Origin of the sequence: Bacillus sp. FSL R5-0523, assembly GCF_037975295.1 — a bacterium.
GTDB lineage: Bacteria > Bacillota > Bacilli > Bacillales > Bacillaceae > Bacillus > Bacillus subtilis.
Genome location: NZ_CP150251.1, coordinates 3,220,709 through 3,241,292, shown reverse-complemented (window position 1 = coordinate 3,241,292; position 20,584 = coordinate 3,220,709). Strand labels below are relative to the sequence as shown.

21 protein-coding genes and 1 riboswitch are annotated in these 20,584 nt (G+C 44.6%); of the genes, 17 read left to right on the top strand and 4 right to left on the bottom strand.

Annotation, left to right across the window (positions count from 1 at the left end; genetic code table 11):
• Positions 1–2 precede the first annotated feature (2 nt).
• The 5 genes from rsoA to NYE53_RS16665 all read left to right on the top strand — a co-directional run bounded on the left by rsoA (position 3) and on the right by NYE53_RS16665 (position 5,277).
• Positions 3–242: a sigma-O factor regulator RsoA gene (gene rsoA, locus NYE53_RS16685; protein ID WP_021480583.1), complete on the top strand. Its 240-nt coding sequence runs from the start codon at positions 3–5 to the stop codon at positions 240–242.
• Between the two features lie 151 nt (positions 243–393).
• Positions 394–1,107 carry a two-component system response regulator YvrH gene (yvrH, locus tag NYE53_RS16680; protein WP_339245734.1) on the top strand — a complete coding sequence of 238 codons (714 nt, stop codon included), beginning with the start codon at positions 394–396 and terminating at the stop codon, positions 1,105–1,107.
• Positions 1,104–2,846, top strand: coding sequence for a two-component system sensor histidine kinase YvrG (yvrG, locus tag NYE53_RS16675; RefSeq protein ID WP_339245733.1), 1,743 nt, complete (start codon positions 1,104–1,106; stop codon positions 2,844–2,846). The genes yvrH and yvrG overlap by 4 nt, the downstream gene beginning before the upstream one ends.
• A 71-nt stretch (positions 2,847–2,917) precedes the next feature.
• Positions 2,918–3,796 carry an SMP-30/gluconolactonase/LRE family protein gene (locus NYE53_RS16670; RefSeq protein ID WP_003228493.1) on the top strand — a complete coding sequence of 293 codons (879 nt, stop codon included), beginning with the start codon at positions 2,918–2,920 and terminating at the stop codon, positions 3,794–3,796.
• Positions 3,797–3,924: 128 nt separating this feature from the next.
• Entirely contained in the window at positions 3,925–5,277 is a 1,353-nt protein-coding gene (locus NYE53_RS16665; RefSeq protein ID WP_024713943.1) for an IS1182 family transposase, read from the top strand.
• 137 nt (positions 5,278–5,414) lie between these two features.
• Here NYE53_RS16665 and NYE53_RS16660 read toward each other — a convergent pair whose 3' ends face one another.
• Entirely contained in the window at positions 5,415–6,206 is a 792-nt protein-coding gene (locus NYE53_RS16660) for an SDR family oxidoreductase (RefSeq protein ID WP_339245730.1), read from the bottom strand.
• Between the two features lie 153 nt (positions 6,207–6,359).
• Positions 6,360–6,499, top strand: a riboswitch (cobalamin riboswitch).
• 104 nt (positions 6,500–6,603) lie between these two features.
• On the opposite strand from NYE53_RS16660, the gene NYE53_RS16655 reads away from it, so the two are divergent.
• The 11 genes from NYE53_RS16655 to liaR all read left to right on the top strand — a co-directional run bounded on the left by NYE53_RS16655 (position 6,604) and on the right by liaR (position 16,620).
• Positions 6,604–7,548 carry an ABC transporter substrate-binding protein gene (locus NYE53_RS16655; protein WP_003228496.1) on the top strand — a complete coding sequence of 315 codons (945 nt, stop codon included), beginning with the start codon at positions 6,604–6,606 and terminating at the stop codon, positions 7,546–7,548.
• Positions 7,511–8,572 (top strand): iron ABC transporter permease, encoded by a 1,062-nt coding sequence (locus NYE53_RS16650; RefSeq protein ID WP_032726839.1) that lies wholly within the window; start codon positions 7,511–7,513, stop codon positions 8,570–8,572. The genes NYE53_RS16655 and NYE53_RS16650 overlap by 38 nt, the downstream gene beginning before the upstream one ends.
• Entirely contained in the window at positions 8,572–9,900 is a 1,329-nt protein-coding gene (locus NYE53_RS16645) for an ATP-binding cassette domain-containing protein (RefSeq protein WP_339248563.1), read from the top strand. Before NYE53_RS16650 ends, NYE53_RS16645 begins: the two co-directional genes overlap by 1 nt.
• Before the next feature lie 22 nt (positions 9,901–9,922).
• Positions 9,923–10,504 carry a cob(I)yrinic acid a,c-diamide adenosyltransferase gene (locus tag NYE53_RS16640; RefSeq protein ID WP_072173516.1) on the top strand — a complete coding sequence of 194 codons (582 nt, stop codon included), beginning with the start codon at positions 9,923–9,925 and terminating at the stop codon, positions 10,502–10,504.
• Between the two features lie 177 nt (positions 10,505–10,681).
• Positions 10,682–11,950 carry an MFS transporter gene (locus tag NYE53_RS16635; RefSeq protein WP_339245725.1) on the top strand — a complete coding sequence of 423 codons (1,269 nt, stop codon included), beginning with the start codon at positions 10,682–10,684 and terminating at the stop codon, positions 11,948–11,950.
• Between the two features lie 161 nt (positions 11,951–12,111).
• Positions 12,112–12,492, top strand: a complete 381-nt coding sequence (liaI, locus tag NYE53_RS16630) for a cell envelope stress-induced membrane anchor protein LiaI (protein ID WP_160244640.1) — start codon at positions 12,112–12,114, stop codon at positions 12,490–12,492.
• A 26-nt stretch (positions 12,493–12,518) separates the two neighbouring features.
• Positions 12,519–13,196, top strand: a complete 678-nt coding sequence (locus NYE53_RS16625; protein ID WP_339245720.1) for a PspA/IM30 family protein — start codon at positions 12,519–12,521, stop codon at positions 13,194–13,196.
• A 100-nt stretch (positions 13,197–13,296) separates the two neighbouring features.
• Entirely contained in the window at positions 13,297–14,169 is an 873-nt protein-coding gene (locus tag NYE53_RS16620; protein WP_339245717.1) for a DUF4097 domain-containing protein, read from the top strand.
• A gap of 33 nt (positions 14,170–14,202) precedes the next feature.
• Positions 14,203–14,928, top strand: a complete 726-nt coding sequence (gene liaF, locus NYE53_RS16615) for a LiaRS two-component regulatory system accessory protein LiaF (protein ID WP_003228510.1) — start codon at positions 14,203–14,205, stop codon at positions 14,926–14,928.
• Complete coding sequence (liaS, locus tag NYE53_RS16610) at positions 14,925–16,010, top strand: two-component system sensor histidine kinase LiaS (protein ID WP_339245714.1); 1,086 nt, start codon at positions 14,925–14,927, stop codon at positions 16,008–16,010. Before liaF ends, liaS begins: the two co-directional genes overlap by 4 nt.
• The gene (gene liaR / locus NYE53_RS16605) at positions 15,985–16,620 is read left to right on the top strand and encodes a two-component system response regulator LiaR (protein ID WP_251188329.1); all 636 of its coding nucleotides are present in this window, start codon (positions 15,985–15,987) and stop codon (positions 16,618–16,620) included. Before liaS ends, liaR begins: the two co-directional genes overlap by 26 nt.
• Positions 16,621–16,626: 6 nt before the next feature.
• Here the strand turns inward: liaR and gerAC are convergent, their stop codons facing one another.
• The 3 genes from gerAC to gerAA are packed head-to-tail and all read right to left on the bottom strand — an operon-like array spanning position 16,627 to position 20,259.
• Positions 16,627–17,748 carry a spore germination receptor protein GerAC gene (gerAC, locus tag NYE53_RS16600; protein ID WP_335387460.1) on the bottom strand — a complete coding sequence of 374 codons (1,122 nt, stop codon included), beginning with the start codon at positions 17,746–17,748 and terminating at the stop codon, positions 16,627–16,629.
• Complete coding sequence (gerAB, locus tag NYE53_RS16595; RefSeq protein WP_335387459.1) at positions 17,745–18,842, bottom strand: spore germination receptor protein GerAB; 1,098 nt, start codon at positions 18,840–18,842, stop codon at positions 17,745–17,747. The genes gerAC and gerAB overlap by 4 nt, the downstream gene beginning before the upstream one ends.
• A complete protein-coding gene (gene gerAA, locus NYE53_RS16590; RefSeq protein ID WP_038429601.1) occupies positions 18,811–20,259 on the bottom strand; it encodes a spore germination receptor protein GerAA in 1,449 nt (482 codons plus the stop codon). Before gerAA ends, gerAB begins: the two co-directional genes overlap by 32 nt.
• A gap of 117 nt (positions 20,260–20,376) precedes the next feature.
• On the opposite strand from gerAA, the gene NYE53_RS16585 reads away from it, so the two are divergent.
• On the top strand, positions 20,377–20,562 hold the full coding sequence (locus tag NYE53_RS16585; protein ID WP_003221676.1) for a YvzF family protein: 186 nt from the start codon (positions 20,377–20,379) through the stop codon (positions 20,560–20,562).
• The last annotated feature ends 22 nt before the right edge of the window (positions 20,563–20,584 follow it).

The following is a 20,584-nucleotide window of genomic DNA, read 5'->3' as shown; positions in this document are numbered from 1 at the left end:
CTGTGAACGGCCAGTTTGAACAAAAAAAGAAACAAAAAGACGAGACTTATGACATTGAGCACCTGATTGCATGCTTTTCACCGATGATCAGAAAAAAACTCAGCAATACGTCCTATCAAGAAAGAGAAGATTTAGAGCAAGAGCTGAAGATCAAAATGTTTGAAAAGGCTGATATGCTTTTATGTCAGGATGTCCCGGGGTTTTGGGAGTTTATTTTGTACATGGTAGATGAGAACTCATAATATTTTCATATGAAAAAACATCAAAAGGGAGCGCTTGTTTGCTCCTTTTTTGCTGTTTTGATTTGCCAAGCTCCAATGTATTCAAAAATGTACCATAAATAAACGATATAATGATAAGATGAAAAAAACAGTGACAGAAAGGAACATAAAAGTGGAAAATGCGTCAATTTTAATCGTAGACGATGAGAAAGCGATTGTGGACATGATCAAACGCGTTCTCGAAAAAGAAGGTTATCGAAATATACTGGATGCGGAAAGCGCAGAAGAAGCGATTCCCGTTGTGAAGGCCAATAAGGTTGACTTGATTGTGCTGGATGTCATGATGGGCGGAATGTCCGGTTTTGAAGCCTGCACACTGATCAGAGAGTATTCAGACGCTCCGATTTTTTTCCTGACGGCAAGATCATCCGACGCGGACAAATTATCGGGCTTTGCGGTTGGAGCTGATGACTATATCACAAAACCATTTAATCCGCTGGAATTAGCGGCGCGGATCAGAGCGCATCTCAAGCGTACATATCAATCGAAAGAAACGAGTTCAAATCAAACCTACACATACGATTATTTTACTTTTTCTCCGCAAAATGCCGAGCTGATCGTAGGCGGGGAAGCCGTTGCCTGTTCAGCCCAGCTTCTGCAGCTTTTGCAGTATTTTTGTGAACACCCTAACGTGGTGCTTTCCAAAGATCAAATATATGAAAAAGTATGGGGCTATCCTTCCTACGGTGACAACAACACCGTCATGGTACATATTCGCAAGCTTAGGGAGAAGATTGAGCGCGATCCGAGCAATCCGGAGTATATTGTAACCGTTCGAGGTCTCGGCTATCGTTTTATCCCAAATCCTGAAGGCAAGCGGTCATGAGGTTAAGATGGAAGTTTTTGTTTCACTTTTTCGGCCAGATGCTGATTGTGATCCTGCTGCTTACGGTTATGCTTGTTGCGTCGTTTTTCTATTTAGACGCTCGTTTTAGCGATGCGGAATCCAATTCAGGGCTAACGAAGGCAACGACCGACACACTTGAGGCATATCTCGATGTAAACGAAGACGGGACATGGGAAGTGGATAATTTCCTGAAGAAATCTGTTGATAAACAGCACGGCTGGATGCAAATCATTGATTCGGAAGGAAACACTGATTATTCCTACGGCGTGCCAAAAGACGTGCCGGGCACCTATACCAAGAAAGAGCTTTTGTCTATTTATAAAACCAAAAAGCTTCATAACTATAAACTGAATTATTGGGCCATCAATATTGAAGATAAGTCGTATCTTCTATTGTCCGGCTGGAAATCAAAAAGTGAACAGCTCCTGACTTCCGTTGAAAAGCGCGAACAAAAGATAGACTCACTAGCGCACTATAAGTCTAGTACCATCGACTATATTAAACGGAAAAAAGGCGCCATTTACCTGTTAGACAGCAATGGAAAGATTCTCGACAGCATCAACAGCACAAAAAGCGAAAGAAAAACGATGAACCAGCTGGAGCTGCTTAAATACAGCTCTAAACCTTGGAACTATAAGCGGGAAATTTCCGTTAAGATCCTCAATAAAGACAGATGGATGGTCGCTACGGTGCCGAACCCTGTCTATGTAACCGATCAGGAGTTTAACAAATCATTCCTGAAGGTTGTATTAAAAGCGATGTTTCTCGTGATGGCCGTTTTGTTCATGTATATCATTTGGATGACCGTTTGGTATATGTTCCGATTCGGGCTGCCGATTTTTCATACGATTAGATGGCTGGTCAATCTGTCAAAAGGGAAGCTTGAGGAACCCAGAAACCGGGAAGGCCGTCCTGTCAGCAAAAATAAAAAGGGAAAAATCAAACAGCCGTACCGCTTCTTCGGTGAGATATTTGAATCAATGGATCAGCTGACTGAAACGCTGAGAAGGGATAAAAGAAACAGGGAAAAAATCCAGGCGACAAGGGAAGAATGGATTGCCGGTTTGTCACATGACTTAAAAACACCGCTCAGCAGCATTTACGGCTACAGCATGATGCTCGAGTCGAAGCAATATGACTGGTCGCCGGAAGAAGTGAAAGAAATGGGGCAGGTTGTCAGAGAAAAATCTGAATACATGTCCAAGCTGATTGAAGACTTAAATTTAACGTATCGGCTGAAAAATGATGCTCTTCCTATTGAGAGAAATCTCACTAGCCTTATCCCGTTTTTTAAAAATGTCATTGAGGATTTTAAGAAAAATCCGTTTTCTGAAGACTATGATATCTCGTTTGTATCCAAAGAAGAGCATATTGAATTTGCCCTTGATGAAGCGTGGTTCAGGCGCATATTAGAAAACCTCCTTGGGAATGCCGTGAAGCACAACGACAAAGGAACAGAGATTCAAGTCATTCTGGAGCAAACAAAAAATCATATATCTTTAAAGGTGAAGGACAATGGGAAAGGAATGGATGAAGAAACGATTACCCATTTGTTTAACCGTTACTACAGAGGGACGAACACAAAAGATTCAACTGCCGGAACGGGTCTTGGGCTCGCGATTGCCAAGGAGCTTGTCCATCTCCATAACGGAACGATCCATGTGAACAGCAGAATGAACATTGGAACGGTCATTACCATCCTTTTTAAAAAACAATAAACATCAAGTGGTTTGGACACCTCTTTGCCGGGAATAACAATATATAGACTGAAGCTAAAGAGGTGTAACACATGGATGCAGTATTGGAAGCAGACACTCGGGCAGTGATTGGAGAAGGCCCGTTATGGGATGAAGAAAACGGCCGCTTATATTGGGTTGATATCCTGGGGAGCGAGCTCCATATCTTTGACCCTGAAGAAAAAATCAACCGATCAATCAAATTCAAATCCTTTGTGACGGCGCTTGCGAAATATTCAAAGGATGAACTGATTATGACGATGAAGGACGGGTTTTACCTGTATCATCTTCGGGATGACAGCTTGGAAAAAATTAAACAGCCGAAGGACATGCATGAGAGCCTGAGATTTAATGATGCTAAATGTGACCCGTACGGAAGGCTTTGGGCGGGGACGACGAGCATGGAAGGCGAGCAAAAACAGGCGTCGCTGTACCGTTTGAATCTAGACGGCAGTCTTGTCAAAATCAAGGATCAAGTCTCCACCTCAAACGGTTTGGATTGGGACCGCGAGCGGAATTTGATGTATTACATCGACACGCCGACGCAGGAGATTGTGCGTTACAGCTATGATCCTCAAAGCGGAGATGTTTCGAATCCAGAACCTGTCTATCGTTTTGATCAGTCAGACGGATTACCGGACGGCATGACAATTGACCAAAATGGCATGCTGTGGGTGGCGCTGTTTGGCGGCAGCCGCGTTGTTCACATTGACCCGTTTCAGAAAAAAGAAATCAATTCAATCAGCGTGCCGGCTAAATATGTCACGTGCTGCGCGTTCGGCGGCAGAGACTTAAAAACCCTTTACATTACAACGGCAACAGAACAAATGACAGAAAAAGAGAGATACGAGCAGCCTCACGCTGGAGGGTTGTTTTCAGCACAACTGGAAACAGGCGGATATCAGCCGGTACCATTTGCTGGAGACGTATAAAAAAACGCATCCGAAACACGGATGCGTCAGGCTGTCGAGAAAATCTCGACAGCCTTTATTTTTCCCTTAAAATATCAATTCCCCTGTAATAAAATAAAAGAAAGACTGAAAAGGACGGTGTCTTTCTCATGTTCCACACAAGAAACTCTTCTCAAAACACAGCCGAATTTGTTCTGCTTGACCAACTCGTCGAAGAGGATCACCTGCTTCGAAAAATTGATCAATACATAGACTTCTCTTTCATCATTGAAAAGGTTAAACCTTACTACAGTGAAAACAAAGGCCGCCCCTCACTTGATCCGCTGATTTTATTCAAAATGATGTTTATCGGATACCTCTATGGTATCCGTTCAGAAAGACAGCTCGAAAAAGAAATTTACTACAATATGGCGTACAGATGGTTTCTTGGATTGAACATAAATGATCCAGTTCCGCACCACTCCACCATCAGCTGGAACAGACGCACACGCTTTAAAGATACAACCATCTTCCAAGACATCTTTGATGAGATCGTTCTTCAGGCCATCAACCACGACATGGTGGGCGGACGAGTCCTATTCACTGACTCCACACACCTTAAAGCCAATGCCAACAGGCATAAATACACAAGAAAAACAATTGCGCAGGATACCCAAAACTATATCAAGGATTTAAATGAAGCCATTCAAGAGGATCGGGAGGAACACGGAAAAAAGCCATTAACAGCCAAAGAGGAGGTGAAAGCTGAAAAAGAGATCCGCCACAGTACAACCGATCCGGAAAGTGGCTATCTGTATCGTGAAAACAAACCAGAAGGTTTTTTCTATTTAGATCACCGTACAACAGATATGAAATTCAACATTATCACCGATGCCTATGTCACACCCGGAAATGTCCATGATTCTGTGCCCTATCTTGACCGATTGGATCACCAAATCGCACGATTTGGTTTTCAAGTAGAAGCCGTCGCCCTTGATTCCGGATATTTAACGACTCCGATCTGTAAAGGATTATCTGACCGACAAATCTTTGGTGTCATCGCACATAGACGTTATCACCCTACCCGAGGGTTGTTTCCAAAATGGAAATTTCATTATGACAGTGAACAAGACAGATACATTTGTCCAAATCACCAAACACTTACATACTCAACAACTGACCGAAAAGGCTACCGGTCATACAAATCAAATCCTGAAATATGTTCCTCATGCCCGCTGCTTAAAAACTGTACAAAATCAAAGAATCAGCAGAAAGTGATTACTCGGCATGTATGGGAAGATCATAAAGAAAAGGTCAGACAAAATCGCTTGTCTGTTTCAGGAAAAAACCTCTACAAAAAAAGAAAAGAAAAAATAGAGCGAAGCTTTGCAGATTCAAAACAACTGCACGGGCTTCGCTATTGCAGGTTGAGGGGAAAACGGAATGTGAGCGAACAAGTTCTCCTCACAGCCGCATGCCAAAACATGAAGAAGATTGCCACATACCTAGCCAAGCAAGGCTAGGCATGTGGGAGTGCTTTTTCTGCACCTGAAATCAGATGAATATGTAAAGAAACAGCACAAAACAAAAAAGCTTGTAGAAAAAAACACCGTTTTCTCTACAAGCTGACGCATCCGAAACACGGATGCGTTTTTTTATACTACAGAGAACGGATAATGCCGCCTTCCACACGCTGTGCCGTGCCGTTAATGGCGGATGCGGCGTCAGACGAGAGGAATACGATTGTGTTAGCGACTTCTTCTGCTGTCGCGTATCGCTGAATAAGTGAGGTTGGCTCATTGACCTTGAAATAGTCTTTGATAAATGTGTCTGTATCCTGGCCGGCTGCTTGTGCGGCGCCTTCCATATAGGATGCCACGCCCTCTGTCCAAGTAGGTCCCGGGAGCACTGAGTTGACCGTCACATTTGTGCCTTTTGTCATTTCAGCCATTCCTCTTGAAAGGCTGATCAGCGCCGTTTTTGTCATTGAGTATGGAATCATCGTTGGCAGCGGTTTGACGCCTGCTTCACTTGCAATATTTAAAATGCGGCCGCTGTTTTTGGCAAGCATTTTTGGAAGGAAGTGACGGCTTGTCCGAACGGCGCTCATCACGTTCACTTCGAAATATTGATTCCACTCTTCATCTGTCACATCGGCGAAGTCTTTTACCTCGAAGAAACCAAGGTTGTTGACAAGGATATCGATATCACCGATTTCATTTACTTTTTCGATAAAAGCCGCTGCTTCATCTGTTTTTGACAAATCGGCAGCAGCACCGTGCACTGTTCCATAGCCAGAAAGCTCTTCAATGGTGCGATCGACAGTCTCTTGTTTGCGTCCGTTGACAATGACTGCCGCACCCTCTTGCAGAAAGCTTTTTGCGGCGGCTTTCCCGATGCCGGACGTCGAGCCGGTGATTAAGACGAGTTTGTCATTTAGCTGTAAATCCATAAAAATCATTCCTTTTGATTGATGATGGTATTAAGTATACAAGATCAAATTTAGTGTTTACGAGGATTTTGCTCCCATACACAATATGGGGAAAAGTCATTCAGGACACATATACAAGCCTGTCAGTCATATAGTATAATTACTCCGAAAAAAGGATACGAATGTCAAATAGGTGCCGGTCCGTGAACAACAGCCGGCTTAAAAGGGAAACCGGTAAAAGCCGGTGCGGTCCCGCCACTGTAATTGGCCAAGCGCCAAGAGCCAGGATACCTGCCTGTTTGATCAGCACGAAGTCTGCGAGGACAGATGATGTGTAAACAATAGGCTTTTTTGTGTTGTTTACAGCATCTTTACCGTCGTAGAGATGCTTTTTTAGTTCGTTTAGGAGGAAAAGATTATGAAAAAACGAGCCGGGATATGGACTGCGCTCCTGTTGGCTGTTGTTATGCTGGCAGGCTGCGGCAATCCTGCGGATCAGAAGGATTCAAAGGCAAAACAAAAAACAGAAGCGTTTCCTGTCACCATTGATGATGCGTCAAATCAAGATGTAACCATCAAAAAAGAGCCAAAAAAGATTGTTTCATTAATGCCGAGCAACACAGAAATTACATACGCACTCGGCCTTGGTGACAAAGTGGTCGGTGTCACCACAAACGATACCTATCCAAAGGAAGTCAAAAAGGTTGAGAAAGTCGGAGATATGAATGTAAACGTTGAAAAAGTCATTTCTCTAAAACCAGATCTCGTTCTGGCCCACGAGTCTTCCATGTCAGCATCAGCAGATGCCATCAAACAGCTGAAGGACGCGGGCATTACAGTGCTGACTGTCAATGATGCACAATCATTCTCCGAGGTGTACAAATCAATCGAAATGATCGGAGAAGCTGGCGGGGCGGAGAAAAAAGCTGATCAGCTCGTGAAAAGCATGAAATCAGATCTAAAGGATATTCAAGAAAAAGCGAAAACCATTTCAAAAGACGAGGAGAAAAGCGTATTTATCGAGGTTTCTCCTGATCCTGACATTTATACAACCGGAAAAGATACGTTTATGAATGAAATGCTGAATGTCATCCATGCTAAAAACGCAGCTGCGGATCAGACAGGATGGGTGCAAATGACAGACGAGGCGATCGTAAAACTCAATCCTGATGCAATTGTTACAACGGACGGTGTGAAAGCGAAAGCTGTGGAAAAACGCGATGGCTGGAGCGAAATCAATGCTGTGAAACATCATCGTGTATATGATGTGGACCCAGATCTTGTGACACGTTCCGGTCCCCGTCTGATCGAAGGGGTCGAAGAACTTGCGGAAAGCATTTACCCGGATACGTTTAAGGAATAATCGTTATGCCGCATATATCATTGGTTTCTCATTTTTAGCCGTGAGCATCATCTTAGGAATTTCTTGCGGCAGCCTGCATATTCCTATTCCCGCTGTTTTTCGTGTCTTTTGGCATCAAGGTTTCGGCGGCTCTATCGGTTCTGATGATCCGATGTATACTAATATTATGATGAATATCAGACTGCCGAGAGTTGTGCTGGCCGCCCTTGTGGGGGCGGCTCTTTCTATTGCAGGGGCCGCTTTTCAAGGATTGTTGAAAAATCCACTTGCTGATCCCTATACGCTAGGTGTGTCATCCGGTGCTTCAGTCGGAGCTGTTGTGACTCTATTCTTAGGTCTGCACCTTCCTGTCATCGGAGGGTTTACACTCCCGGTTGTGAGTGTAGCCGCGGCACTTGCCACGATGGCAGCGGTCCTTTTCTTCAGCCGCCTCGTTCATGCTTCGATGTCTGTTTCCACCCTCATTTTGACCGGTGTCATCACCAACTCTTTTTTAGGCGCATTTATTTCTCTTATCATCGCCTTGACAGGAGACAACCTGCTTCCGATTGTGCATTGGCTGCTTGGCAGCGTCTCAATGAGGGGCTGGAGCTATGTTATTTTGTTTCTCCCGTTTTTTCTTTTGGGAACCATTTTATTGATTATAAACGGAAGGGAACTGAACGTGATGACATATGGAGAAGATAAAGCAAAGCTTCTTGGAGTCAGCGTTCAGCAGAGGAAGATGATGATATTAATAGCCGGATCTCTTTTGACGGGAAGCGCTGTGGCAGTATCGGGTACGATTGGCTTTGTCGGCCTTGTGATTCCGCATATCACAAGGCTTTTGTGGGGAACGGACCATCGGCATTTACTGCCGCTGTCCGCCTTGCTCGGGGCAGGGTTTCTCGTTTTAGCCGATCTGCTTTCCAGAACCATCATTGAGCCGATTGAACTGCCGATCGGGATCATTACGTCCTTGGCGGGAGCGCCTGTGTTCGCTCTTATTTTAATTCGGCAGCACCGCGGGGGGAGAAGCTTATGATGAAGGCAGAAGGGCTGTCGGGAGGATACGGGGACAGCCACCTAATCAACAATGTCAGCCTAACCGTGGAGAAGGGAGAATTTCTCGGAATTCTCGGCCCTAATGGAAGCGGAAAAACCACGCTTTTGCACTTGCTGACAGGTACGCTGCCGGCCAAGGAAGGCAGCGTTTATCTGGCCGGAAAACTGCTGGCGGACTATAAACCGAAGGAACTGGCGCAAATCATGGCTGTCCTGCCGCAAAAAACGGATCAAGCCTTCACCTTTACCGTCGAAGAAACTGTAGCCTTTGGCAGATATCCATTCCAAACGGGACTGTTCAGACAGCAGACTGAAAAGGATGAAGCCATTGTACAGGAAGCAATGGAGCAAACAGGAGTGGCCGATTTTGCGCAAAAGCCGATTCGCGAACTAAGCGGAGGGGAACAGCAGCGGGTGTATTTGGCACAAGCTTTGGCGCAGCAGCCGCGTATTTTATTTTTGGACGAGCCGACTAATTTTCTCGATCTGGCTTATCAAAAAGACCTGCTTGATCTGATCAAACGCCTGACGAGAGAAAGCGGATTGGCAGCTGTCAGTGTTTTTCATGATCTGAACACCGCAAGCCTGTACTGTGATGAGCTCATGTTTATGAAAAACGGTACCGCCGGGCCTAAGCAAAAACCGGAATATGCTGTTACAGAACAAAGCATAAAGGCGGTGTACGATACAGATGTCACCGCCTTGGTTCATCAAAGCTCACCTAAACCGATGATTGTGATTCAGCCTGAAAAAGATAGCGTGAAGCGGCAGTCTATCCCATTTGAAGCATTGCTCCAAGCGGGGCGTGATAACATTCTTCTGCAAACGGAAATCCCGCTTCGAACATTGTCCTCGACGCCTATCGGTGCAGGGTTTTCGTGGAGCAGGACGCTGATCCATAAACGGCTGCCAGATCAGTCAGATCCGATAGAAGGACTTACGGCCTGTCTTTCAGAAAGCGGTTTTCAACTGCAGGAGACGTGTGCGATGGCTTCTTCAGAAAGACTTGACCGTTTCGTGTATCGAACGTATGAAGACAGAGAGTTATCTGTTTTCATATGCGTTCAGACCGGCTTTTCGATTTGGATTTTGATAAACGGCTATGCGGCAGATCAATTCTTCATCAAAGCTCTTATGGCTGCCGAAGCAGAACGGACGAAAGTGCTGGGAGACGGAGGAGGCACAGGTGATATTCTCATCGCCGCGACTCAAACTCAGCAATCCGAAAACATAGAACAGCGGCTGAATCAATTGATAAAGAAAGGGACAGCTGAATGTGTAAAAGAGGCTGCTGAGTTGTTTGAATAAGTCTGTAAAGGAGATTCAGGGTATGAAACTATATACAAAAACAGGCGATAAGGGACAAACGGGCTTAGTCGGGGGCAGAACGGACAAGGACAGCCTACGCGTCGAAAGCTACGGCACGATTGACGAGCTTAACAGCTTTATCGGGCTTGCTTTGGCAGAGCTTTCTGGGCAGCCCGGCTTTGAAGATCTGACAGCCGAGCTGCTGACCATCCAGCATGAGCTGTTTGACTGCGGAGGCGATCTGGCAATCGTCACAGAAAGAAAAGACTACAAACTAACGGAAGAATCTGTTTCCTTTTTAGAAACGCGCATTGATGCCTATACAGCAGAAGCGCCGGAACTGAAGAAATTTATTCTTCCAGGCGGATCAAAGTGTGCTTCGCTTCTCCATATCGCACGCACCATTACAAGGCGGGCAGAACGAAGAGTGGTGGCGCTGATGAAATCGGAGGAGATTCATGAAACAGTGCTGCGTTATCTCAATCGTCTGTCCGATTATTTCTTTGCCGCCGCACGGGTTGTGAATGCAAGAAACGGTATTGGCGATGTAGAATATGAAAGAAGTGCCATTGTGTTTCGGGACCGAGACAGCAGTGAATCATAAAAAGTGAAAACGAAAGCCGGCGTGTTCAAATACATGCCGGCTTTTTTTTGTTTTTCACTCTGTCAATTTCCCATTTTACGACAAAAAATGAACCTTATGAATTATTGACTGAAAAATGGAAAAATGAGATATTGTAATAAATAGATGTAAAAAATAGGCAGTGGGGGGCTCTGATGGATGGTGAATTTAATTGAAAGTGATAGCATCTGGAAGAGAAATTTCAATTATCTGTTTTTCTCAAGAATAGTCAAGATATCCGGCGATATGTTCGCATTTAATTCAATATTATGGTTTTTAATTTATGACGGCAAAGGTGCGATCGGCACTGCTTTATTGATTGCTGTCACGTTTTTGCCGGAAGCCGTTCTGGCGCCTGTGACGGGGCCTTTTATGAAACAGACCACGCTGAAATTTTGGATGTACTTTTCAGATCTGACAAGGGCGGCGATTGTTTTGATTATCCCTCTATGTCATTTTGCGGGCTTCTCTCCGCTGTGGTTTGTCATGACGCTTATGATTGTGCATTCAGCTACTGGAGCTGCCTACAATCCCGCCTCTATCGCTTTGATTCCTCAAATCGTCAATGAACAGGGCATTCAAAAAGCAAACGCTGTGCTGCAATCCTCTGCTCAAATTGTACGGCTTGGGGCTGTCACATTATGCGGCGCTTTTCTTACATTTATCAGTCCTTCTTATACCATGCTTATCGCACTTGTGCTCTATTTGGTGTCGGGTTTTCTCGTCCTTTTTATTAAGTACACTGCGGTTGAATCTCAATCAGAGTCTGCGGTTGTTACACAGAGAGGCACATATATCGGAAGACTGAAACGCGGCTTTAGGCTCGTCAGAAAACACCAGATTTTATATCCGCTCGCCATTTACTGTATCTTTATGAATTTCGCGGCTGCCCCATGGGAAGCGCTCTCTGCCGTATACGTTGCGGAAGATTTAAACGGAGAGCCGATCGTTTACTCGCTGTTAAAAGCCACCACTGCCGGGGGTGCGTTTTTATTAGGATTTGTGCTGGCAAAAGTCAAAGTAAACAGGTACGGCCTGCTATTTGTTACTGCCGGCATTATTGAAGGATTTGCTTTCTTTATTACCGGGATGAACACCTTTTTGCCGCTCGTCTTTTTCGCTGCTTTTACCTTTGGTGCCGCAGTCAGTGCTGTTAATGTTCCTGAGTACACGATTATCCAGACGTCTGTGGATAGTGAGGATCAGCCGCAGGTTTACGCCGTTATACATATGATCTCCAATATTTCGATCCCTGCCGGAGCTGTCATTTGCGGGTATGCTGCTAATGCTTTCGGTTCAGGTAAAGTGATCGCTGTCGGCGGGATTGTAGAAATTATTGCGGGTATCGGAATCTTGCTGTTTACAAAACTGGCCAAAGCAGAAAGGTCCGACCTGATTAAAGAAAGGGAAGCAAGTGTTCATCTGTAAAGGGTTTTAAAACGCCATGCCTCGTGCATGGCGTTTTTTTGTGCCAATGGGTCCGGTGCGAGATACGACTCCGGTCTTATATAAAAATCAATCTCTGATTCGTTTTGCATATCTTCCAACTTGTATAAGATGAAGACAAGGAAAACGAAAGGAGGATCTGCATGAAGATAAACAAGAAAACAGTAGGCGGATTCTTATTAATTGTATTTGGGATCTCTGTCTTTTTTGGAGGAGGAAGCTTCGGCTTTATCATCCCGCTCGCCATCGGGAGCTTGATGACATACGCAGGAATCAAAAGGTTTGCCGCGGGAAAAACCATCACGGGAATCATCGTGGGCGGTATCGGGGCCATTATGCTCATCTGCTCACTTCCGTTTGTCGTCGGAATCGCATTGGCGGCCGCTATGGTTTATTACGGCTGGAAGCTGATGAAAAACGGATCAGCTGATAACAGTGTATCATCTTTTGATCCTGAACCGGCTTCGGCTGCTTACCAATCTCACTTTGATGACGAATGGGAAGAATTTTTGAAGAAAAAATAATATCAATATATTAGGAGGAATTAGGTATGGTATTAAAAAGAATCAGAGACATGTTTGTTGCGTCAGTTCATGAAGGACTTGATAAAATGGAGAATCCAAAGGTGATGCTGAATCAATATGTACGCGATATGGAAAGCGACATCGCAAAAGCAAAGCAAACAATTGTGAAACAGCACACGATTGCCTATCAATTTAAGAAAAAATATGAAGAAGCCGCTGAAGTGGCTGGCAAACGGAAAAATCAGGCACAGTTCGCATTTGACGCAGGTGAAGAAGAACTGGCGAAAAAGGCGCTGACTGAAATGAAGTATTTAGAAGGGAAGGCGGCTGAGCATAAAGCTTCCTATGAACAGGCAAACAGTCAGCTGGCTGATCTGAAAGAGCAGCTGGCTACACTTGAAACAAAGCTTCAGGACGTAAAGGATAAAAAACAGGCGCTGATTGCGCGGGCAAATGCGGCGAAAGCTAAAGAGCATATGAATACGACATTTGACAAAATTGACAGTGAAAGCGCGTATCGTGAATTTTTGCGTATTGAAAATCGTATTGAAGAAATGGAAATCCGCGCGAATTATTCAAAGTCAGCGGAAGCCGGCACAGAACTTACACGTAAAGAATTCGCAGACGATGTGGAAGCAGAGATTGAAAAAATGCGGACACTTTCACTGCAAAAATCAGACCAGACACAAGCGGCAAATGAATAAGCGGAACGGGGAAGGATTTGCGGTCAAGTCCTTCCCTTCCGCACGTATCAATTCGCAAGCTTTTCCTTTATAATAGAATGAATGAGAAGGATGAAACCGAATGAAAAAAATGCTTGGCAAACTGTTGATCACTGCCGGTATTCTGGTTTTTTTCGCTGTTGTCGTAAAAGATGTGTTTGCTGCAGGCTTAGGTTTCATAAATGGCACAGAAGCCGATTCAGCCAGCGCATCGCCGCGGGACATTGACAGCATGGTCATTGAATCGGATAGCAAGGATGTCCAGATTATAGCGGAAGAACGAAGTGACATATCGGCAGGCATTTCAGGAGACTCAGGAAAGTTATTTGTTACTGAAAACAAAAGAAAACTGGAGCTGACCGTAAAGGAAAAAGAATTTCAATTTTTGAATGGGTTTAACCGTTCAACTCTTATCGTCAGGCTTCCGTATGATTATAAAGGTGATCTGGCAGTACGAACCTCAAGCGGTGACGTGTCTGTGGCCGGGAATGACCATCTTGCGCTTTCCGGGCTGAACGCAGTATCTGCGAGCGGAAATACGAGCGTGACGGACGTCCGCATTCAAGACCTGAAAGTGAAAGCATCATCAGGGGATGTTTCCATTTCAAATACCGTCTCCAAAACAGCCGGCATTGATTTAGCTTCAGGGGACGCAAATCTGGTTCATGTATCAGGCTCTCTTGATGTGAAAATGACTTCAGGAGATTTTAATGCTGTATTGAAAAAGGTAACCGGTCCCGTATCTGTCACGCTGACAAGCGGTGATGCTAATTTAAGTCTTCCCAAAAACGGCAGCTTTGCAGTCAATGCTTTATCAGCAAGCGGTGACGTCAGTTCGCCGTATTCATTTGCTGATAAAGCACATAAAGAACAGCATCACATCACAGGCACGCAAGGAAGCGGCCGGCATCCAATCGACATCAAAACGGACAGCGGGGATCTAGCGATACGGTAGCACCAGGCAGAAGAAAGGAGGCGGACACCAGGAATGACAAAAAAACAGCTTCTCGGATTGATCATTGCTTTATTCGGCATCAGTATGTTTTTGCAAATTATCGGAATAGGCGATCTGCTGTTTTGGCCGCTCTTTTTTCTGATTGCCGGCTATTTCCTTAAAAAATATTCCCGTGATTGGCTTGGCTCCGTCATGTATATCTTTGCCGCGTTTCTATTTTTGAAAAACCTCTTCAGCATCACCTTTAATTTATTCGGCTATGCGTTTGCCGCATTTCTGATTTACGCCGGCTACAGGCTTGTCAAAGGGAAGCCGATATTCGAACCGAATGAGAAACAGGTCAACCTCAATAAAAAAGAACATCATGATCCGCCAAAAGATGTAAAACATCCCGACATGCGCAGCTTTTTTATCGGAGAGCTGCAAATGATGAAGCAGCCGTTTGACCTGAATGATTTAAATGTCTCTGGTTTTATCGGTGATATCAAAATCGATTTGTCTAAAGCAATGATTCCCGAGGGAGAAAGTACAATCGTCATTAGCGGAGTCATTGGAAACGTTGATATTTATGTACCATCGGACCTTGAAGTGGCTGTTAGCTCAGCTGTTTTTATAGGTGACATCAATCTGATCGGCTCGAAGAAAAGCGGATTAAGCACGAAGGTATATGCCGCGTCAACCGATTTCAGCGAGTCAAAGCGCCGTGTCAAAGTGTCCGTTTCCTTATTTATCGGTGATGTGGATGTGAAGTACGTATGAGAAAAAAAATGCTTGCCAGCCTCCAGTGGCGCGCCATCCGCATGACAACGGGAATCAGCCTGCTCCTTTTTGCCTGCCTGATTTCCTTTATGATGTTTTACTATCGGCTCGATCCGCTTGTTTTGCTGTCATCAAGCTGGTTCGGAATTCCGTTTATCCTGATTTTGCTTCTGATCAGCGTGACCGTCGGTTTCGCCTCAGGGTATATGTACGGCAACCGGTTAAAGACAAGGATTGATACATTAATTGAATCCATTTTAACCTTTGAAAACGGCAATTTCGCTTATCGGATACCGCCGCTCGGTGATGATGAAATCGGCCTGGCCGCCGATCAGCTGAACGAAATGGCGAAGCGCGTGGAGCTTCAAGTCGCATCCCTGCAGAAACTTTCCAATGAACGTGCGGAATGGCAGGCTCAAATGAAGAAGTCGGTTATCTCAGAAGAACGCCAGCGATTAGCCAGAGATCTTCATGACGCGGTCAGCCAGCAGCTCTTTGCCATATCGATGATGACATCAGCCGTACTGGAACATGTCAAGGATGCTGATGACAAAACAGTCAAGCGGATCAGGATGGTCGAGCATATGGCAGGCGAAGCCCAAAATGAGATGAGGGCGCTGCTGCTCCATTTACGGCCTGTTACCCTTGAAGGAAAAGGGCTGAAGGAGGGCCTTACGGAGCTTTTGGACGAGTTCCGAAAAAAGCAGCCGATTGATATTGAGTGGGATATACAGGATACGGCGATATCCAAGGGTGTTGAAGACCACTTGTTCAGAATCGTGCAGGAGGCCCTTTCAAACGTATTTAGACATTCAAAAGCGTCAAAAGTAACCGTGATTCTGGGCATAAAGAACAGCCAGCTCCGTCTGAAGGTGATTGATAATGGAAAAGGCTTTAAAATGGACCAGGTGAAAGCATCCTCATACGGCTTGAATTCTATGAAAGAACGTGCAAGTGAAATCGGCGGGGTCGCCGAAGTGATTTCAGTAGAAGGAAAAGGCACCCAAATCGAAGTGAAGGTCCCGATTTTCCCGGAAGAAAAAGGAGAGAACGAACGTGATTCGAGTATTATTGATAGATGATCATGAAATGGTCAGAATGGGGCTCGCGGCTTTTTTGGAGGCGCAGCCCGATATTGAAGTCATCGGCGAAGCATCGGACGGCAGCGAAGGTGTTCGGCTTGCTGCGGAACTGTCGCCTGATGTCATTTTAATGGACCTTGTCATGGAGGGCATGGATGGCATTGAAGCTACAAAGCAAATCTGCCGGGAACTTTCCGACCCGAAAATTATTGTGCTCACTAGCTTCATTGATGATGACAAAGTGTACCCGGTTATTGAAGCTGGCGCGCTCAGCTATCTGTTGAAAACCTCAAAAGCGGCAGAAATCGCCGATGCCATCCGCGCCGCAAGCAAGGGAGAGCCGAAGCTGGAGTCAAAAGTGGCGGGAAAAGTATTATCCAGGCTGCGCCACTCAGGTGAAAACGCGCTCCCGCACGAATCGCTTACGAAACGGGAGCTCGAAATACTCTGCCTGATCGCAGAAGGAAAAACAAACAAAGAAATAGGCGAGGAACTGTTTATTACGGTTAAAACAGTCAAAACACATATTACCAATATTTTATCAAAGCTGGATGTCAGTGACCGGACGCAGGCGGCGGTGTACGCACACCGAAATCACCTCGTAAAATAGGGGCCGCTATTTGTTCGCGCCTTTCGTTCCGAAGTCTCTGACAACCACGTTGACCCGGTAGTCTATTTCCGCGTTGCTGAAATAATCCTCATCCCATTTTCTTGAAATCTTTTTCCACTTTTGAGGATAATGAATTCTGACCTCGTTTCCCAGCCCGGTGACGTCCGCTTTGATCTCTTTCTGCAGTTTCCCTGTAATAAATGCTGTTACTGTATCGTGTACCCGTTTTTCAACTGTCTTTTCAATACTTTTGATATATGAATCCTTAAACGAATCTTCGTTGGGATTCCAATCCTCAGATAGACGACCTTCAATATTTCGGGTGACGGTGAATTTGAACTTTCCGTCCTTGTAGGCCGTCTTGATCTTCCGATTGCTCGAATATACTTCATAAGAAAAGAGATGGCCATCGCGCTTCAAGTCAATGACGCCTCCCTCGACAGTGCCTGAAAATAAGTTGATATTTTGAACCTCAATCGGGGTGAGATCCCGGTGCCATAATTTATTTTTTATGATAGAGGCTCCGTTTATCGCGAGCTTTCCGTTTTCCTTACCGACATGAGGGATGAGGAATGAATCGTCAGAGGTTAAGTGTTCTGAGATCTCCCCCAATGTAACTGGCTCCATCATTCTGATTGTCACTTTATTATTCTCTGTCAGATCATATATCACGTTGGATGCGGGTTCGCCTTCATCATTCATTTTAAATATATCCTTAGTTCGGCCGTTGGTGATAAAGACGTAGGAACTCCTCCTTGTTCCGTTGTCTCTGACAAACTGGTTAATAATCGCGTCCATTCCAATTTGATCCGCAATCACGCTTTTGGAAAGCAGAATGAGACGCAAATGCTGTGAAAACGTAGGATTATGCTTTAATGCAGAGGTTCTCATCATTTGATGGACAGTTTCACCTTTTGTGATAGAAAGCTGTGTCGGATCAGATGAAGAGCCCTCCTTGGCGCTGATTTTTTTCGGCACGAGAATTTGCTGTGTCAGCTCTAAATTTTCATCGTCAGGCTTGTCTAGCCCTACTCCGATCACTAAGCTTAATTCCTCGATATTCTCACTGTCCCAGCATCCGGACAGCAATAGGGTGCATATAAACATACATAAAATCCGGATTTTCATTTTGCTGTAATCCTCCTCTTGAGAGCTACAATGAAAAAGAGAATGAACGGAAGCAGAAACAGGCAGACGAAAATGTACCCGAGATAATCGCTGTACATCATGACTTGATTGGCGTCATCCGGCCAGAGAGAAAAATAAAAGACCGTTATGCCGATAATCACCATGCTTGTTTTAGTCGATAACCCAAACGTCTTCTTTAGCCCGTTAGCGGCAAAATATCCGTAAATGACAAAAGTCGTGAAAAACTGGATAATCCAGACGACCAGTAAAAAGGATTCAAACCGTTCAATGAATATGCCTTTAAGCTCAAAGGACTGAAAGAGAGAAATGGTCGGCCAAATCAGCGTTTTCACCTCGGGAGCGGTCAAAGCTCCGACAACGAGAATATACGTCAAGATATATAAAATAATCGGAATCAAAAATCCTATAGATGCATACCTGAACGTGTATTTCTTTTTCTTCATATGTTCAGGGAGAAACAGCATTACTTCCATTCCTAAAAAAGAGATGGAAACAACAGTAAGGGAGTTTGCAATGGGGCCAAGGCCTTGGCCTAAAACAGGACGCAAATTATTAATATCAAAAATTTTAAAACTGATCCCAAACACAACCAGCAAAATAATAATGGTTACCGTTAAATAAAAGGGAAACAGCCGCGACACATCACTTAAACCCCCGACGATTAAATAAATACCGCAGCAAATAAACGTTAAAATAATGACTTGAATTGGGGTTCTCTCCAGCAGGAAAAACTTCACCATTTCAGCCATTGCCCGGGTCTCGAAGCTGGCTACGCCGAGGAAATAGCCGCAGATCAAAAGGCCAATGATGCTGCCGATCCATTTCCCAAGCCCTTCCTGCAAATACTCAAAGAGTGAAGGGTATTGATGTTTTTTCTGAATGAGCGTGTTTAAATAAATGAAGAAAATAAAAATGAAACCTTCTAATATCAGCGTGATCCAGCCGTCAGGCGTATTAGCCTTAGTGGTCAGCGCTCGCGGCAATGTTAAAAGTCCGGCCCCAAGCATTGTATTTGCAACAATAGAAATACCTTGAAAGGTATTAAGTTTCAGTGGAGTCTGTTTTTGGCTCATTTGGATTATTCGCCTCTTTTGGTTTGTTTTTAATTGGGAGACGGATAATGGAGTCATCCGTATTTTTCAGGCTGAAGAATCCATTCGGCGAAAAATACGGAGACCCAAAGCTCGTTTGTCTCGTTAAGTGCGTATAAACGACAAGCATAAATAAAATAATGCCGTACAGCCCTAAAATAGCGGCGGAAAACATCGAAATAAAACGCAGCACCCGGAAAGACAGACCCATTCCGTATTGAGGAACGGTAAAGGATGCCAGGGCAATGACACTGACGACAATGACCATAATCGAACTGACGAGATTCGCTTCTACAGCAGCCTGTCCGATGACTACGCCCCCAACGAGGCCGATCGTCTGTCCGAGCGGATTGGGGAGTCGCAGTCCGGCTTCCCTTAGCAGCTCGATGGTGACTTCCATCAGCAGGGCTTCAAATATCGGAGGGAACGGCACGTTTTCCCTGTTCGCCGAAATCGTGACGGCGAGCGCGGTCGGCAGCAGCCCTTGATGGAAGGAAACGAGTGCAATATAAATCGATGACAAAAACAAGGTGATGAAGATAGAAGCAAAGCGCAGCGACCGGATAAGAGATGCTGAAATCCAGCGTTCATAGTAGTCATCCGGGGACTGCATCAGGATGCCGAGAGAAACCGGCACCAGCAGCACAAATGGTGAACTGTCGACCAAAATTGCCACACGGCCGTTAAACAGGGCTGAAGATACTTTGTCAGGTCTTTCCGTATTTTGAATCTGCGGAAATGGTGAATATTTATTATCTTCAATGAGTTCCTCGAGCGTTCCGCTGTCCTGGATATCTTCCAGCTGGATATTTTTAAGCCGCGCCTTCACTTCTTTTATGACGGACTTTTTTGCTTTGCCTTCAATGTACATAATGGCTGCAGGCTTCAGCTTGTTTTCGCCGATCATGATTTTTTTGGTGATCAATTTAGGATGAGAGGTTCTTTGTCTAATCAGAGCGAGATTTGTATCGATATCCTCTACAAACGCTACTTTTGGGCCGCGAACCACTTTTTCAGTTGTCGGCTCTGTCAGGCTTCTTGTTTTTTTCTTTCCTGTGGTCAGAATATAGGCTTTATCCAATCCGTTGATAAACACAGCACAATTGCCGTTGAGAATCGATTCAATCGTTTTTTTTGCGGTTTCAATAGGTCTTGCGTCAAGCTGGTCAAGGCGTTTTTTGACCTGGTCAAGCGTTAAGGTCTCCTCATCTTTAATCAAAGTTTTAATGGCTTCTGACACCTTATTCTCATCAGTCATTTCACTGAAATAGAGATAGTAAAAAACCAGTCCGTTCGCAAGCATTTTTTTGTTTTTCACCAGATCATCGTTTTCTTTTAATTTTGGCAGCACCAATGCTAAATTATCGTGTATATATTCCTTAAACTCTGTTTGTTCCAATGAGGTCACCTCTTATCCAAAACCTTAGTAGAGGTTATCTTTTCCTGTTAAAAAAATGATATACTGTGTTAGAGTATTTCATGGAGTAAGTTTTTTTATGAAAGCGGAGGATACGAAGTGGCACAGGTAAGGCTAGCTGGAAAACAAGAAGAAATTGAACAGCTCATTAGATCATTTGAAAAGCATTATGATGTCTCTTACACATCAAAGGAGTACGGAAGGACGAATCCAAAATACAAATATTCAAAGGATTCCCGCGTATATCTTGAATTAAAATTAAAATCTGCCAAGATCGAAAAATAAAAAGGATTTTTTGTGTCATTGG

Bases quoted from the DNA above. Each gene is read 5' to 3' on its own strand.
- NYE53_RS16640 (WP_072173516.1), top strand. From the start codon at position 9,923: ATGAAACTATATACAAAAACAGGCGATAAGGGACAAACGGGCTTAGTC.
- gerAC (WP_335387460.1), bottom strand. From the start codon at position 17,748: ATGAAAATCCGGATTTTATGTATGTTTATATGCACCCTATTGCTGTCC.
- NYE53_RS16635 (WP_339245725.1), top strand. From the start codon at position 10,682: ATGGTGAATTTAATTGAAAGTGATAGCATCTGGAAGAGAAATTTCAAT.
- yvrG (WP_339245733.1), top strand. From the start codon at position 1,104: ATGAGGTTAAGATGGAAGTTTTTGTTTCACTTTTTCGGCCAGATGCTG.
- liaS (WP_339245714.1), top strand. From the start codon at position 14,925: ATGAGAAAAAAAATGCTTGCCAGCCTCCAGTGGCGCGCCATCCGCATG.
- NYE53_RS16655 (WP_003228496.1), top strand. From the start codon at position 6,604: ATGAAAAAACGAGCCGGGATATGGACTGCGCTCCTGTTGGCTGTTGTT.
- NYE53_RS16660 (WP_339245730.1), bottom strand. From the start codon at position 6,206: ATGGATTTACAGCTAAATGACAAACTCGTCTTAATCACCGGCTCGACG.
- NYE53_RS16645 (WP_339248563.1), top strand. From the start codon at position 8,572: ATGAAGGCAGAAGGGCTGTCGGGAGGATACGGGGACAGCCACCTAATC.
- liaF (WP_003228510.1), top strand. From the start codon at position 14,203: ATGACAAAAAAACAGCTTCTCGGATTGATCATTGCTTTATTCGGCATC.
- gerAB (WP_335387459.1), bottom strand. From the start codon at position 18,842: ATGAGCCAAAAACAGACTCCACTGAAACTTAATACCTTTCAAGGTATT.
- NYE53_RS16625 (WP_339245720.1), top strand. From the start codon at position 12,519: ATGGTATTAAAAAGAATCAGAGACATGTTTGTTGCGTCAGTTCATGAA.
- NYE53_RS16665 (WP_024713943.1), top strand. From the start codon at position 3,925: ATGTTCCACACAAGAAACTCTTCTCAAAACACAGCCGAATTTGTTCTG.
- NYE53_RS16670 (WP_003228493.1), top strand. From the start codon at position 2,918: ATGGATGCAGTATTGGAAGCAGACACTCGGGCAGTGATTGGAGAAGGC.
- liaI (WP_160244640.1), top strand. From the start codon at position 12,112: ATGAAGATAAACAAGAAAACAGTAGGCGGATTCTTATTAATTGTATTT.
- NYE53_RS16620 (WP_339245717.1), top strand. From the start codon at position 13,297: ATGAAAAAAATGCTTGGCAAACTGTTGATCACTGCCGGTATTCTGGTT.